This window comes from Paenibacillus sp. EKM212P, from assembly GCF_011066115.1.
Taxonomy (GTDB): domain Bacteria; phylum Bacillota; class Bacilli; order Paenibacillales; family Paenibacillaceae; genus Paenibacillus; species Paenibacillus polymyxa_B.
The window spans coordinates 633017-648987 of sequence record NZ_JAAMNR010000001.1 but is presented as its reverse complement, the minus strand read 5'-3'; the positions used below and the strand labels follow the sequence as shown (position 1 = coordinate 648987).

General features: G+C 47.9%; 14 protein-coding genes. 11 read left to right on the top strand and 3 right to left on the bottom strand.

The features are described 5' to 3' along the window. Window positions 1–161 precede the first annotated feature (161 nt). Entirely contained in the window at window positions 162–1496 is a 1335-nt protein-coding gene (locus tag G9G54_RS03060; protein ID WP_061831707.1) for a DRTGG domain-containing protein, read from the top strand. 44 nt (window positions 1497–1540) lie between these two features. On the opposite strand, the gene G9G54_RS03055 is transcribed toward G9G54_RS03060, so the two are convergent. Then, window positions 1541–2038 (bottom strand): hypothetical protein, encoded by a 498-nt coding sequence (locus tag G9G54_RS03055; protein ID WP_061831708.1) that lies wholly within the window; start codon window positions 2036–2038, stop codon window positions 1541–1543. Window positions 2039–2050: 12 nt separating this feature from the next. Beyond that, on the bottom strand, window positions 2051–2380 hold the full coding sequence (locus tag G9G54_RS03050) for a YtrH family sporulation protein (protein WP_013309582.1): 330 nt from the start codon (window positions 2378–2380) through the stop codon (window positions 2051–2053). A 137-nt stretch (window positions 2381–2517) separates the two neighbouring features. On the opposite strand from G9G54_RS03050, the gene G9G54_RS03045 reads away from it, so the two are divergent. From G9G54_RS03045 to pyk, 6 genes are all read left to right on the top strand, one after another. Next, window positions 2518–6192: a DNA polymerase III subunit alpha gene (locus tag G9G54_RS03045; protein WP_165175991.1), complete on the top strand. Its 3675-nt coding sequence runs from the start codon at window positions 2518–2520 to the stop codon at window positions 6190–6192. 166 nt (window positions 6193–6358) lie between these two features. Further along, window positions 6359–6856 carry a phosphatidylglycerophosphatase A family protein gene (locus G9G54_RS03040; protein WP_165175989.1) on the top strand — a complete coding sequence of 166 codons (498 nt, stop codon included), beginning with the start codon at window positions 6359–6361 and terminating at the stop codon, window positions 6854–6856. 152 nt (window positions 6857–7008) lie between these two features. Further along, complete coding sequence (locus G9G54_RS03035; protein WP_013309585.1) at window positions 7009–7197, top strand: hypothetical protein; 189 nt, start codon at window positions 7009–7011, stop codon at window positions 7195–7197. A 180-nt stretch (window positions 7198–7377) separates the two neighbouring features. Next, window positions 7378–8271 (top strand): acetyl-CoA carboxylase, carboxyltransferase subunit beta, encoded by an 894-nt coding sequence (gene accD, locus G9G54_RS03030; protein WP_165175987.1) that lies wholly within the window; start codon window positions 7378–7380, stop codon window positions 8269–8271. Then, complete coding sequence (locus G9G54_RS03025; protein ID WP_061828687.1) at window positions 8272–9255, top strand: acetyl-CoA carboxylase carboxyltransferase subunit alpha; 984 nt, start codon at window positions 8272–8274, stop codon at window positions 9253–9255. A 125-nt stretch (window positions 9256–9380) separates the two neighbouring features. After that, window positions 9381–10811: a pyruvate kinase gene (gene pyk / locus G9G54_RS03020; protein WP_029516614.1), complete on the top strand. Its 1431-nt coding sequence runs from the start codon at window positions 9381–9383 to the stop codon at window positions 10809–10811. A gap of 96 nt (window positions 10812–10907) precedes the next feature. Here the strand turns inward: pyk and G9G54_RS03015 are convergent, their stop codons facing one another. After that, the gene (locus tag G9G54_RS03015; RefSeq protein ID WP_165175985.1) at window positions 10908–11804 is read right to left on the bottom strand and encodes a LysR family transcriptional regulator; all 897 of its coding nucleotides are present in this window, start codon (window positions 11802–11804) and stop codon (window positions 10908–10910) included. A 207-nt stretch (window positions 11805–12011) separates the two neighbouring features. Between G9G54_RS03015 and G9G54_RS03010 the strand changes: the two genes are divergently transcribed. From G9G54_RS03010 to pstB, 4 genes are all read left to right on the top strand, one after another. Continuing rightward, complete coding sequence (locus G9G54_RS03010) at window positions 12012–12935, top strand: phosphate ABC transporter substrate-binding protein (protein WP_165175984.1); 924 nt, start codon at window positions 12012–12014, stop codon at window positions 12933–12935. Window positions 12936–13041: 106 nt separating this feature from the next. Beyond that, window positions 13042–13974: a phosphate ABC transporter permease subunit PstC gene (gene pstC / locus G9G54_RS03005; protein ID WP_053325097.1), complete on the top strand. Its 933-nt coding sequence runs from the start codon at window positions 13042–13044 to the stop codon at window positions 13972–13974. Further along, entirely contained in the window at window positions 13974–14870 is an 897-nt protein-coding gene (gene pstA / locus G9G54_RS03000) for a phosphate ABC transporter permease PstA (RefSeq protein ID WP_023987910.1), read from the top strand. The genes pstC and pstA overlap by 1 nt, the downstream gene beginning before the upstream one ends. Window positions 14871–14887: 17 nt before the next feature. Continuing rightward, entirely contained in the window at window positions 14888–15730 is an 843-nt protein-coding gene (gene pstB / locus G9G54_RS02995; protein WP_165175982.1) for a phosphate ABC transporter ATP-binding protein PstB, read from the top strand. Window positions 15731–15971 lie beyond the last annotated feature (241 nt).

Sequence of the window (15971 nt, the reverse complement as noted above, 5' to 3'; positions counted from 1 at the left end):
AAATCAATCATAGTAAGAAGCGGTCCCTTGTAAAAGAGGGGATCGCTTTTTTGCTATTTGCGAAGCGGAGAACTCAAAATGAACAAGGGTCTAAAATATAGGGATATTGTGCTATAATAGATACAGAATGATACAGATTGGACGTTGGGGGTGTAACAGAGTTGGACGGGCTAGATGAAACAGTTACGAAGCATGAGCAGCTATTGCGACATATCGAGCAGTTGAAAATAGGCTCCAAAATTTCTGTGCGCAGGTTGGCTAAAGAAATGAGTGTCAGCGAAGGAACGGCCTATCGGGCCGTGAAGGAAGCCGAGAACCTGGGAATTGTCATTACCAAGGAACGGATCGGAACAGTACGAGTGGAGAAGCGACCGCGTGGCTTGTCCGAGCAGCTGACCTTTGCAGATGTCGTAAATATTGTAGAGGGACATGTGCTGGGCGGAAGTGAGGGGTTGGAGAAGCCCTTGCACAAGTATGTGATCGGAGCGATGCGCGAGGAAGCTATGGCCCGTTATATTGACGCAGGTAGTTTGCTAATCGTAGGTAACCGTGAGGATGCGCATTCACTTGCATTGGAGCAGGGGGCAGGTGTGCTGATTACAGGGGGCTTCGGTACGAGCCGAGAGGTTAAGCAGCTCGCAGATCAGATTAGTCTGCCGATCATTTCCTCACGCCATGATACTTTTACAGTGGCATCTATGATTAATAGAGCCATATTTGACCGCTTGATCAAAAAGAAAATTATGCTGATTGAAGACATTGCGGCAGGCAAACCGAAAACGTTGACCTTGAAAATCAACAGCACGCTTACCGAGTTTGAAGAACTTTCGGTGACGACCGGACATCATCATTTTGCAATAGTGGATGAATGGAATCGTTTAATTGGTATCGTCAGCCGCAAAGATGTGGAGGGGCTTCTACCTGAGCATACGATGGATAAATGTCTGATCCGCAATCCGATAACGGTCACCTACCAGACCTCGCTGGCTTCCGCTGCGCAAATGATGGCGTGGGAAGGTGTAGATTATTTGCCGGTCGTGGACCGTAACCGCAAGCTGCTTGGGTCCGTTACACGGCGTGAGGTGCTGGAGGCGCTGCGTAACGCCCAAAAGCAGCCACAACTTGGCGAGACGTTCGACCAGTTGATCTGGAACGGGTTTGCTGAAGAGCGTAATGAGGACGGATCGTTATTTTTTCGCGGTTTTATTATTCCGCAGATGGCGACCAATTTAGGTACGATCTCGGAAGGCGTACTGGTCAACGTGATGACACAAGCGGGCTACCGGGCAGCTAGAGACATGACCGGCAAGGATTATGTGCTGGACAATTTGACGACTTATTTTATTAGACCCGTACAGATAGAGGATGCTGTCGTTCTTCGTCCGTTGCTGCTCGAGCTGAGTCGCCGCACCTGCAAGCTAGAAATTGCAATTTCACGGGAAAACCATTTGGTATGCAAAGCAGTGATGACACTTCAATCCATTGAACATGGTTAGTCTACCTATGGATCAGAGCAGGGTGTGAAGTCGAATAGACCGACTTAGTGGCTTTCAGGCAGTCTTTCTTTTGCTTCCAGCCAAATTTGCAGCACCCCTTCCATTACAAGCATCGTTTTGACCTGGATCGTATACTCCTTGTCACGAACGGTGTATTTTTTTTGGTGCAGCAACATACGTACCAGCTTGCTGTCAGAGTCAATCTCGAACATATCTCTGCCGCGCAGCACCTCCAGATCACGACTGACACGGCGAAGAAGTTCCTTCAGGTTGATAGAATCAATTTTTTCGGCCGAAGCTTCCTCCGCGATCAGCTTGATTTCTTTGACAACGGTTTGGCGCTTGCTGTATTTGCGCAATGTTTTGTTGTCTTCCTCGGCTTGCTGGAGCTGGAATTGAAGATCCTGGTTGTTCGTCCACAGCTGATTGAAGCTGGCATGCCAGATGGCATTGTAGATCATTCCTCCCGTAATCATACCGAGTACAAAGACAGAGGATAATTGCATAAAAGGGCGCAGGCGCTCAAAAGGGGGGACTCTCATAGTCGTTTCACCTCACGGTCGTCCGTTGCCGCATACCCACTTGACCAGCTCTGCACCCATATGAGCGCCTAAAAAGGCGAAAATCAAATACAATATCTGCTTAATGGCAGGTGACAAATTACCATCCAACATATTGCTTTCAATGACCCGGATCGGGTCCATCGTTCCCCCCACAGCGGCGGCAAGCGCCCATATTTTAATTCTTCCGGCAACCTCCAGCATCGTCTGGGTTGGCGGCTGAAGCGATACCACAGCTCCCATTCCGCCGAGCATGGCTCCCCCGAGCACGATGCCGAAGGCAATGAAGAAGTCGAGAATCGCTTTGGATATAAAAGTGCTCATGCTCTTTTCCTCCTTAGGTATACGAATCAGGACCGCGCTTGTCCGCCGAGGTCTGTACTTTTATTCTATGGGCGCTACTAACGCGGATATGATAAAATAGTTTGAAGAAAATCAAGCGGTGAAAGGAAGAGAAGCGCATGAGTTCATTTGTGCATTTGCATGTTCATAGCGAGTACAGCCTGCTGGACGGCGCGGCTCGTACCGCGGAGTTGGTCAAACAGGCATCAGCTTACGGAATGAAGGCGCTGGCCCTTACAGACCACGGGGTTATGTACGGTGCCATTCCTTTTTATAGAGCGTGTGTAGAGAACGGCATTAAGCCGATTATCGGGTGTGAGGCCTATATGACGGCAGGATCGCGTAAGGAGCGTGGCAGCCGGAAGGATCAGCCCATATATCATTTGATTTTGCTCGCCAAAAATAAAACAGGCTATCAAAATCTGATGAAGTTGTGCTCCATCGGCCATTTGGAGGGCTTTCACTACAAGCCGCGCATCGACATGGAGGCTTTGGCTGCCCATCATGAAGGCATCATATGCCTGAGCGCTTGTTTGGGCGGTGAAGTGCCGCAGCATTTACTGCATGGTCGGGAAGCCGAAGCACGACGAGCAGCGGAACGGTATCGTAACATTTTTGGCGATGATTTTTATCTGGAACTCCAGGACCATGGTCTTTCGGAGCAAAAACGTGTAAATCCTCTCTTGATCGCACTGGCGAAGGAACTGAATATTCCACTGGTGGCGACGAATGACGTGCATTACTTGACTGAGCCAGATGCGGACGTGCAAGACGTTCTGATCTGTATCGGGACAGGGAAGACAGTTGACGATGAGGAACGCTTGCGTATACCAACACGTCAGTTGTATCTGAAAAGTCAGGAGGATATGGCTCGTTTATTCCCGCATGTGGCAGAAGCCATCGCCAACACGGTGCGTATTGCTGAAAAATGCGAACTAGAGCTGGAATTCGGTCAATCCATTTTGCCTGAATATCGCCCGCTGCCGGAAGGAATGACCTCTTCGTCCTATTTACGCAATCTGTGCGTGCAAGGGCTGGAGCGTCGCTATGGAAGCGATCCCGGATGGGAGCAACCGGAGGAACGGGAAAGGTTGAACCAACGGCTAAACTATGAGTTGAATACCATTGACAGTATGGGTTTCAGCGATTATTTCCTGATTGTATGGGATTTTATTGCCTTTGCACATAAGCATAAGATTGCAACGGGACCGGGGCGGGGTTCCTCAGCAGGCAGTTTGGTTGCCTATGTGCTTAACATCACGAATGTCGATCCGATGAAATACAACCTGCTCTTTGAACGGTTTCTGAATCCCGAACGAATTAGTATGCCGGATATAGATATTGATTTTAGTGATGAACGGCGTGACGAGGTTATCGACTATGTAGTACAGAAGTACGGAAATGAGCATGTAGCGCAAATTATTACCTTTGGAACGCTGGCGGCAAGAGCCGCTGTCCGTGATGTCGGTCGTGCATTGAACGTGCCGTATGGCGAGGTGGACAAGGCAGCCAAGCTGATTCCGGCGCAGTTAGGCATTAATATCCGTCATGCGCTGGAAATCACCCCGGAGCTAAAAACGCTATATGAAACGAAGCCCAAGACACGTGAACTGCTGGATATGGCGATCAAGGTTGAAGGAATGCCTCGTCATGCTTCGACACATGCAGCAGGTGTTGTCATTTCGCGGACTCCATTGACCGATGCAGTTCCGCTTCAAGAGGGGAGCGAAGGGGTTCCTTTGACGCAGTACTCGATGGAAAATCTAGAGCGCATTGGTTTGCTTAAAATGGATTTCCTTGGGCTGCGTACGCTCTCCATTATTGAACGGTGCATACACTGGATTGCGGAAGAGCATGGAGAAACGCCTGATTTTAATCGTATTCCCGATAACGATCCGCATACCTATGACTTGCTGGGCAAAGGAGATACAGGAGGCGTATTCCAGCTGGAGTCGGCCGGTGTACGCCGGGTACTCAAGGATTTGAAGCCGAGTGTATTCGAGGATATCATTTCTGTCCTGGCTTTGTATCGTCCGGGCCCGATGGGCTTTATTCCTAACTTTATACAGGCCAAGCATGGTCAGATTGAGATTTCTTATCCGCATCCTGACCTGGAACCGATCTTAAAGGATACGTACGGTATTATTGTGTATCAGGAGCAAATCATGCAGATTGCTTCACGCATGGCGGGCTTTTCCCTGGGAGAAGCCGATCTGTTGCGCCGGGCTGTGTCCAAGAAAAAGCGCGAAGTGTTGGATCTGGAGCGCGGGCATTTTGTCGAAGGCAGTATCAAGCAGGGATACACGGAGGAGGAGGCCGGAAGGGTTTACGATATGATTGTCCGTTTTGCTGACTACGGCTTCCCGCGTGCCCATGCAGCTGCTTATGGTGTGCTAGCATTTCAAACGGCTTATCTAAAGGCCCATTATCCGGTACAATTCATGGCTTCAATGCTGACAGCGGTGATGGGAAGTCATCGGAAAGTGGCTGAATATGTCGTCGAATGCCGTCGTATGGATATCGCAGTGTTGCCGCCTGATGTGAATGAGAGCGGGGTGTTGTTTACTCCTTTACAGCAGGGAGGCATCCGCTTCGGCCTAGCAGCGATTAAAAATGTCGGCACACAGGCGATGGAGAGCATTCTCGCTGTTCGCAAGGAACGGCCTTTCGACAGCCTGCTCGATTTTTGTCGACGTGTCGATTTGCGGGTATGTAATAAGAGAGTGATTGAATCGCTTATTCAGGCAGGAGCCTTTGATTCTTTGACGGGTCATCGGGCACAATTGCTTGCCATGCTGGATGAAACGGTCGATGCAGCCGTCAAGTGGCGCAAGGAACGGGATGACTTGCAAATTGATATGTTTGGTTTTGTGGAAATGCCCAATTGGGATATCGAATATCCCAATGTACCCAAATTCAGTGCCAGCCAGCAGTTAGAGCTGGAACGCGAACTGCTGGGACTGTATTTATCCGGGCACCCGTTGGATGATTTTGAGTCGCTGTTGGAAAGCAGCGAGGCGGATCGTTTGATGGAGCTGGGCGATGTGCCAGATGAAACGGTTGTTGTGACCGCAGGCATGGTAGTGTCACTCAAAACGATTACGACCAAGCAGGGAAAGGCCATGGCCTTCATCGAGCTGGAGGACCAGATTGAGCGCTGTGAGGTTGTGCTGTTTCCTGAGGTGTGGAAGCGAAGCCAGCAGTGGATTGAAAAGGGAGCTTTGCTTACGCTTCGAGCCAAGATGCAGCAGCAGGACGAGCACTTCAAGCTCCTTGCGGATGAGACCGCCCCGCTGGCGGAAGACTCGCTGGCACGGCTCCTCCAGCGCCGACGTGCCAGTACGCGCTCGTCCGCCGCTGGAACATCCGTGCCAGCTGCTGGCTCTGCTGCTGGCGGCCCGGGCGGGAGAGCGTCGCGCGTGTCGCCCCCGCCTTCGGCAGCCAATGCATCTGCTTCGCCTCAACCGAAGGCGGCTCGTCCCGTGGCGGCTGCTTCACCGCGTGGAGCCGAAACGGCTCGCGGTGAGCAGGTACCGCTCCCGCGCAGCTCGGAGTCGACCGCCCGTCAGCGGGTGTTTGTCAAAATCACCCGCCAGGCCGAGGAGGACGCCAGCTTGCTGGTCAGTCTCAAGGCACTGCTACAGGAGCATCCCGGTGCTATGCCTACCGTACTTTTTTATGAGAGCAACCAGCGTCTGCTGGCCTTGAGCGATGCTTACAGCATTAAGCCCTCTCCTCAGCTTTTTGATCAAATGGAGTCGATGTTGGGTGAAGGCACGGTGAAAGTCAAATGATAGGCACACAGCAAACCGCCCTTATTGTAACGGTTTAATGAACATTTTCCTTCCTTCCCGCATACACTTGGAAAACTGGCGGAACAGGAGATTCAACACGTACCCTGCACCATAAGGTCCCGTACGGTGAAAGAATAGACTGCACGGTGAAAGCGGGAGGGAAATTATGTCCTATGAATATGCAGAAACTTTGTTAAATCGCAGAGGCATTCGTCTCGAGTCCATTGCGGACATTGTTTTTCAGCTTCAGCTAAAATATTATCCTCATTTGACGATGGAAGAATGTATAGACAGTGTCAAAGCGGTTTTGCAAAAGCGTGAGGTTCAATATACGTTGCTCACAGGTATTGCGCTCGATGAGCTGGCCGAAAAAAAACTTCTCCCCCAGCCATTGCAAGCCATTATGGAGGCTGACGAACCGCTGTACGGAGTGGACGAGACACTGGCTCTTGGAATTACGAGTGTGTACGGCATGATCGGCTTAACCAGTTTTGGTTATCTGGATAAGGAAAAGACGGGGATTATTGAACAACTGAACCAAAAAGGCAGTGGTATTCATGTGTTTTTAGACGATCTTGTCGCCGGACTAGCTGCCGCTGCTTCTTCGCGCATTGCACATCGGAGCCTCCATGCCAAGCATTATCCTGCATCATTGGACGCTTAATTGACCTGTGTAGACAGAGTTGATGATTTTCTAGGCCCTCCGACGAACTTGAATGATCAGGAGGGCTTTTGTTGCGGGAAAAAAGTAAGGTATGTTATCATGAGTCTATTATATGGGCTCAAAACTTGAGGCTTAGGGGGTAGAAACAAGGCATGTGGACGGTGATTTATATTGCACCGACGGCCAGACTGGCTGACATGATTAAGCTCAAACTGTCTGAAGAAGGTTTTATGGTGCAGGCCCGGGCCATCAGCGCGTCCAAGCAACAGTTTGAGATACTTGTGCCTTCGGGTGAAGTCGAAGAAATACAGGAAGTGCTTAATTCGATTTTGCGCCCTTGAGTCCGGAACGGCGGAAGTGATACAGCAGCATGAGTGGAACAAAGGATGCACGATCGGCGGTAAAGTTTTAGTAACAGGCGTTGACGTGTGTATGAACATAATGCTTAGAGGTGCCGCATAGACGGCAGAGGACCTTGTATCGGTTACGGCTGACAAATAAACGGCTGGAGAGGTGTAGTTGTGTTTAAAGATTTATTCCAAAAGAAGCGTAAATACGCGACCATCCCTTCGGAACGGGCGCTGAGCGGCGATCAAGCGGACATGCCGGATCGTCCCAAACGGGAAATTCCCGAAGGTCTTATGACCAAATGTGGCAAGTGTGGAAGTATTCAATACAGCAAAGAACTAGAGAAAAATTTGAAAGTGTGTCCGGTGTGCGGATACCATATGCGTTTGAATGCAATGGATCGCATTCGCATGGTGCTCGACGAAGACACGTTTACGGAATATGATGCCGATATGATTTCGGTTGACCCGCTGGACTTTCCGGGATATGCGAGCAAGCTGGAGCAACAGACCCTGAAATCTGGCTTGCGAGAGGCTGTCGTTACGGGCGACGGCCTTATTTATGGACATCCTGTTGTCGTTGCTGTGATGAGCTTTGACTTTTTTACTGGCAGTATGGGTTCGGTCGTAGGAGAGAAAATTACCCGCGCCATTGAGCAAGCAAAAGACAAGCGTTTGCCGCTAATTATTTTCTCAACTTCCGGCGGGGCACGTATGCAGGAAAGTATTTTAAGCTTGATGCAGATGGCAAAAACAAGTGCTGCTCTTGCTCGTCTGGATGAGCAGGGCTTGCTGTATATTTCTGTTATCACCGACCCGACTACAGGTGGAGTGTCCGCCAGCTTTGCTACGCTTGGAGATATTAATATCGCGGAGCCAGGAGCTGTATTCGGCTTTGCAGGGCGTATTGTAATTGAACAGACAATCAGACAGAAGTTGCCGGATGATTTTCAAACATCCGAATTTAATTTGCAGCATGGACAATTGGATATGGTTGTACACCGCAAGGAACTGCGTGATACCCTCGGGCAACTGCTTGATCTGCACAGTGTGAAAGGGGTGGAATAGATGGCTGGTGAATTGCCTTATGAAAAGCCCCTGGTCGAGATGCGACAGAAGATCGAAGAACTCAAGCAATTCGGACAGGATAAGCAAATTGATTTTACAGATGAAATCAACCGTCTCGAGGAACGTTATCTCGAGATGGAAGAAGAAATATATTCGAACATTACAGCACCACAAAAAATGCATTTGGCCCGTCATCATCAAAGACCAACGTCTCTTGATCTGATTGAGCAGGTGTTTACGGATTTTATTGAATTACACGGCGACCGCTTGTTTGGAGACGATCTGGCGGTTGTGGGCGGAATTGCCAAGCTAAATGGTATTCCGGTGACCGTCATTGGTCAACAGCGTGGTAAGGATACGAAAGATAACATTGCACGTTTCTTTGGTAGTGCTCATCCGGAAGGATTTCGTAAAGGCTTGCGTCTTATGCAGCAGGCTGATAAATTCAAACGCCCTGTTATTACATTTATTGATACGAAGGGCGCTTATCCGGGTAATACAGCAGAGGAGAGAGGTCAATCGGAAGCGATTGCCCGCAACTTGCGGGAGATGGCAAAGCTTTCGGTGCCTGTTATTTGTGTGGTCATCGGCGAGGGTGGAAGCGGCGGTGCGCTTGCGTTTGCAGTCGGTAACCGTGTGCTGATGCTGGAACATGCCATTTATTCGGCCATTTCTCCAAACGGTGCAGCTTCGATTCTATGGAAAGATGCTTCCAAGGCCGATCAGGCAGCTGAAGCCATGAAGATTACGGCTAATGACCTCCTGCGCATGGAAATTATCGAGGATATTGTGCCGGAGCCGAAAGGGGGCGCGCATCGTAACTATGAAGTGACTGCTGCCGCAATCAAGGAGCTATTGGAACGTCATTTGGCAGACCTTACGAATATGAGCTGCGATGAATTGAGGGAAGATCGGTATCAAAAATTCCGAAAAATAGGTCAATACACCTTCTTGAAGCCTTCGGAATCTGAGCCTATGTTGTAATACGTTGTAAACGGGTAACAATAAATATGACGAACTTCCTATACAAATAGGAAAAAGTGTAGTAGATTTAATTGTTGGAAAAAGATATAAAGAGTAGCACCTTTGAAAACGGAGGAAAAACCCAAATGCGCAAAACTAAGATTGTATGTACCATCGGTCCTTCCAGTGAGTCATTGGAAAATGTGAAGAAACTGATTTTGGCTGGTATGAACGTAGCCCGCCTGAATTTCTCTCACGGTGATTTCGAGGAGCATGGCAACCGGATTAAAAACATCCGTCAAGCTTGTAAGGAGCTTAACAAAAACGTTGCTATTTTGCTCGATACGAAGGGGCCGGAAATCCGGACAGGAAAGCTCGAAGTTGAACCTATTGAGCTTGTTCAGGACGAGTTCATTACGCTGACAACGGAAGAAATTCTCGGTACGCAAGATCGTATTTCCATTACGTACAAAGATCTTCCCTCGGACGTGGAGCCCGGCTCCACCATTCTGATCGACGATGGTCTGATCGGACTCACCGTTATTGAAGTATCAGGCACTGAAATCAAATGCCGCATTGTTAATGGCGGAACGATCAAAAGCAAGAAGGGCGTTAACGTTCCAGGCGTTGCTATTTCTTTGCCTGGTATTACCGAAAAAGATGCTAATGATATCATTTTCGGTATTGAGCAGGACATTGATTTCATCGCGGCTTCTTTTGTTCGTAAAGCAAGTGACGTTCTGGAAATCCGTGAATTGCTGGCGAAACACAACGCAAGTCATATCCAAATCATTTCCAAAATAGAAAATCAGCAAGGTGTTGACAACCTCGATGAAATTTTGGAAGCTTCGGATGGCCTGATGGTTGCTCGTGGTGACCTCGGTGTGGAAATTCCTGCTGAAGAAGTGCCTCTGGCGCAAAAATTGATGATTAACAAATGTAATGTAGCTGGCAAGCCTGTTATTACGGCAACACAAATGCTGGATTCCATGCAACGTAACCCGCGTCCGACTCGTGCGGAAGCAAGTGACGTGGCGAATGCTATTTTTGACGGAACAGACGCAATTATGTTGTCCGGCGAAACAGCAGCGGGTAAATATCCGGTAGAATCCGTATTGACGATGTCACGTATTGCAGAAAAAGCTGAGTCCTCTCTGAACTACCGTGATTTGTTCAAGAAACAAAGAACGGCTCAAGAAATTAGTATTACAGAAGCAATCAGTCAATCTGTTTCTATTTCTGCACTTGACCTGCATGCCAAAGCGATCCTGACGTCCACACAAAGCGGAACAACGGCGCGTATGATTTCTAAATACCGTCCTGAAGCTCCGATTGTTGCTGTGACAACACAGGAAAGAACAGTTCGCCGTTTGGCTCTGATCTGGGGCGTACATGCAGTACAAGGCAGACCAATCGTTGACACAACAGATAGTCTGTTTGACAACGCACTGGAAGGCGGTCGCAAATCTGGCCTCGTTAAAGAGGGCGATTTGGTTGTAATTACTGCGGGCGTACCTCTTGGTGATTCCGGTTCTACGAACCTGATCAAAATTAGCTGCGTTCCAGCACAAGCGTAATTAAAGTCTCCATGACATAATACCGAAGCTGTATCGTTACAACAAGCAAAAGAGCATTCAAGTCAATAAGACTTGGATGCTCTTTTTTTATGTTCTCTAGCTTTTCATTTCCAGTCCTTCTCGTCGTATGAAATCAAGAAATGCCTGTTGCATCAAGTTCATGTGTGTATCTTGTTGATACACGATGTTTATTTGATAATGGCTCCTTTGGTTATCAGCCTCGGGATAAGGAAGCCATTCCACCGAGGGAGCAGCATTTTCATTATTATCCACTCCGCTTGCAGGAAAGAAGGCAAGCGCTTCTCCGCCGCTTACGACTTGCTTTACCGCTTCCCAAGAGTTGATTTCCAGATGAGGCTTAACTAGAGAGGAATACTGATCTACAACTGATGAACCGCTATATTTTACCCATGTGTGCTTGTCCAGCACATCGGGTCCATCGACCTCCTCTAATTTGAATGCAGGTGCAAGTGCAGATGCAGAACGGATAACTCCTACTTGATCTGAAGCCACTGGCTCTGCCACCGTATACTCTGGAAGAGAATCTCTATCGTCGAGAAAAGCAAAATCAATTTCCCCCTGTTTCAGTAGCTGCTTAATTGCATCCGGGGATTGAATCTCCAACTGAATACGACAATCTGGATACCGCTCAGCAAACTTAGCCATCAAAGTGGGGAGGAGATACGTACCTGATATCGACTCTGCACTCAGATGTAATTGACCCTGTGATTCTTCTGTCAGTTCATCTACAGCTTGTCTAGCTTCTTGTTCCAGAGAGATGATCTGCTTTGCGTAAGGTAATAATTTTTTTCCAGCTTCCGTTAGTATAATCCTGCCTTGTTGAAGAGAGAATAGGGAAACACCCATTTCCTTTTCCAAGCTCTTCATATGAAAGCTGACGGTAGGTTGTTTGACTTGCAAAGCTTCGGCCACATCCGTCGCCTTATGGAATTTGTCGATCAGCATCAAAATACGCAATTTTAGAATATTCATGGAATCCAACAGCTCTCCTTATATGTCATTCATATGTGAATTTCGAACTATAGATTAATTATATACCGAAAAATAATTTATCTATCAATATTTTATATTTGTTTTACAAAACCACGTCGTTCGTCTAACATTCCAGGCCTACAATGTAAAAGTGTTGATGGTCATAAATAAAAAACCGTCACTTAACTAAGGGGAGGACAATAAAAAATGTTGAAAAAATGGCCGTTCATTCTGATGACTCTCACCATGGTATTTGCACTTGCAGCTTGCGGATCAGGTAACAATGCTGCACCACAAGGAGACGCTGCTACAGGAACAGACAATAAGGCAGCTGCTGAACTGACAGGAAACATTCTGGCTGTTGGCTCCACTGCACTTCAACCATTGGTAGAGCAAGCGGGACAAAAATTTATGGCTGTCGATAAATATAAAGGCATTGCAGTTCAAGTACAGGGCGGCGGTAGCGGTACTGGCTTGACTCAGGTTTCCGGCGGACAAGCGGATATCGGTAACTCCGACGTGTTTGCAAAAGAAAAACTGGAGAGCGGCGCAGAGGAGCTGGTCGATCACCAAGTAGCTGTTGTAGCCATGTCAGCGGTAGCGAATCCTAAAGTAGGCGTTACAGACCTGAAAAAAGATCAATTGGTACAAATCTTTACAGGTAAAATCACGAACTGGAAAGAAGTTGGCGGTGCAGATCAAAAAATCGTTATTGTAAACCGTCCAAGCAGCTCTGGTACTCGTGCAACATTTGAAAAATACGCATTGGGACAAAAAACAGAAGATCTGCCGGGCTCCATTCAAGAAGATTCCTCCGGTACTGTGAAAAAGCTGATTGCTGAAACACCGGGTGCGATTGGTTATCTGGCTCTGTCCTACATCGACAACACAGTAACTGCTCTGAAATACGATGGTGTTGAAGCTAACGTTGAAAATGTAGAACAAGGTAAATATCCAGTGTGGGCTTACGAGCATATGTACACTAAAGGTGAGCCAAAAGAGCATGTGAAAGCATTCCTGGACTACATTCTGTCAGATGAAATCCAAAAAACGGATGTCGTAGACTTGGGATACATTCCAGTAGCAGGTATGCAAGTGAAACGTGATGCTGACGGTAATATCACGAAATAAGGAGAGTCACACCTCCTGTTCGATGAACGCAGCTAACGCGAGTATATTCACGAAGAAGAGGCGGACTAGCGTCCGGCCTCTATTCTTCGGTTAAAGGAGTTACAGTATGGAACCAATTGAAGGGAAGGCATACATGGAACAGAATAAACGATCCCGAGTTATGAAAGAAAGACATTACTGGGAAGAATGGACCGGCCGCATATATACGTCGGTTTGTGTCGTTTTTTTAGTTGCAGTCATTGTCTCCATCGTATATTTTGTTGCCTCCAAAGGTGTAGCTACATTTGCGGTGAATGGAGTCAGTCTGCGAGAGTTTTTCTTTGGAACCAAATGGAGCCCGGATGGCGAACCTAAGTCCTTCGGCGCGCTTCCGTTTATTACGGGTTCTTTTGCAGTAACCATACTGGCGGCTTTAATTGCCAGTCCGCTCAGCTTATGTGCGGCTTTATTTATGACGGAAATCGTGCCGAAATCGGGTAAACGTATCCTTCAACCTGCGATTGAATTATTATCCGGTATTCCGTCTGTTGTATATGGCTTTGTCGGCTTGACCGTGATCGTCCCGCTGCTGCGGAACGTGTTTGGAGGACAAGGCATCGGCATTATGGCAGGCTGTCTAGTGTTGTCAGTCATGATTTTGCCGACGATTACGAGTATTATGGCGGATGCGTTGTCTTCCTTGCCGGGGGGGCTGCGTGAATCTTCTTATGCTTTGGGTGCTACCCGCTGGCAGACAATTGCCCGTGTTATTATTCCGACGCTGTTGCCTGCTCTTTTAACAGGAATTATTCTCGGTATGGCTCGTGCCTTCGGAGAAGCGTTGGCTGTACAGATGGTAATCGGGAATGCTCCGCATATACCGCATTCCTTGCTGGAATCCGCTTCGACCTTGACCAGCGTCATTACACTAAGCATGGGCAATACAGCGATGGGCTCCGTTCATAACAATGCTCTCTGGAGCATGGCGCTTGTTCTTCTGCTCATGACATTCATTTTCGTGCTGCTGGTAAGGCTGCTTGAAAGGAGAAACCGGGTTTGATGAAAGCTAAGACGACCGACAAGATCGCTACATTTGTAATCTGTTTCTTCGCCTTGTTCATTGTTGCACTTTTGGTTGGATTACTGGGCTTCATTTTGGCCCGCGGAGTCAGTCATATTTCTTTTGACTTTCTAACCAGTGCTCCCCAAACATTACGTGCAGGCGGTGGTATTGGCCCACAACTATTTAATTCCGTATTTTTGTTAATCTTAACTTTGATTATCACCATTCCGATTGGCTGGGGCGCAGGTATTTACATGGCGCAATATGCAAAGCCGGGGAAAATTACGGACTTTATACGACTTGTCGTCGAAGTATTGTCCTCCTTCCCGTCTATCGTCATCGGATTGTTTGGACTACTACTTATCGTAAATACGTTTGATTTTGGCTTTTCCCTCTTATCAGGAGCCTTGGCTTTGGCCGTATTTAACCTGCCGCTGATGGTTCGCACAACTGAGCAGGCTTTCCGAGCTGTGCCGAAGGAGCAAAAGGAAGCTGGACTTGCGCTTGGATTGTCCAAGTGGAAAATCATCACCTCTATTTTGTTGCCAGCTGCGCTGCCAAGCTTGATTACGGGTACCATTTTGGCCGCAGGCCGTATTTTCGGGGAAGCCGCCGCATTGCTGTTTACGGCAGGGATGAGTACGCCGCCGCTTGATTTTACTGATTGGAATCCATTGCATGCTAGATCGCCTATTAACCCGATGCGACCTGCTGAGACATTGGCTGTTCATATTTGGAAGGTCAACAGTGAGGGGATTGCTCCTGACTCTAAAGATATTGCTGCAGGCGCTTCTGCCGTACTGGTGCTGCTTGTGCTTGCATTCAACTTGAGTGCAAGATGGTTCGGAAGAGTTGTATACCGCCGTCTGACAGCTGCCAAACGTATGGATTAGAAAGGGGATGGAGAACAATGGAACATGTGATTACGCGAACGGCAAAAACCGCCGCACCAGCAACATCCGTTCAGTCTACGTGTTCGGAACAGCTTGCGGGGCAACCGCCGCATCCGTTCAGTACTGAGGATTTGAGTATTTATTATGGCAGCTTTGAGGCTGTGAAAAAAGTGAATCTGGCCTTTCCCGAACAGACAGTGACTGCCCTGATCGGACCTTCCGGCTGCGGTAAATCGACCTTTTTGCGCTCCCTTAATCGGATGAATGATGAGATTGCGTCTTCCTCTACAACGGGGCACATCTGGATGGATGGACAGGATTTGACGGCACCGGAAACGGACGTGATCAAGCTGCGTCAGCAAATTGGCATGGTGTGGCAACGTCCCAATCCTTTTTACAAATCCATTTACAATAATATCGCCTTCGGTCCCAAATACCGTGGGGTGCGCAAGAAGAAACAGCTTGATGAAATCGTTGAAAGCAGCCTGCGTAAAGCAGCATTATGGGATGAGGTCAAGGATCGCCTTCACGACTCCGCTCTGGCGCTGTCTGGCGGGCAACAGCAGCGGCTTTGCATTGCACGTGCACTATCCGTTCAACCGAAAATTCTATTGCTTGACGAGCCAGCCTCCGCGCTGGACCCTGTGTCTACAGGCAAGGTAGAAGAGCTCATTAGCGAATTAAAAAAAGAACTGCGCATCGTTATTGTGACGCACAATATGCAGCAGGCTGCACGAATTTCCGATTATACTGCTTATTTTTATATTGGAAGTCTGGTTGAACATGGGAAAACGAACGATATTTTCACGAATCCTGAAAATGAGCTGACTCAGGAGTACATCATGGGTCGATTTGGTTAAGCGATGTTGCTCATCGACCTACTATATATGAGCTGCACGTAAAATCCTCTTACTAATCCAGCATTAGTAAGAGGATTTTTATTGTTTTCAACGTTTTGTAACTTTTTTAATCTATTAGTAAATTAAAATATATTGATCGTTTGGGTATATTTTCATATAATACAACTAACTATTTATCATGCATAAATAGTGGTTTAGTTCCCCTCGCTATCAAAAAGAATCTTCAGCAAGAATAAATAGG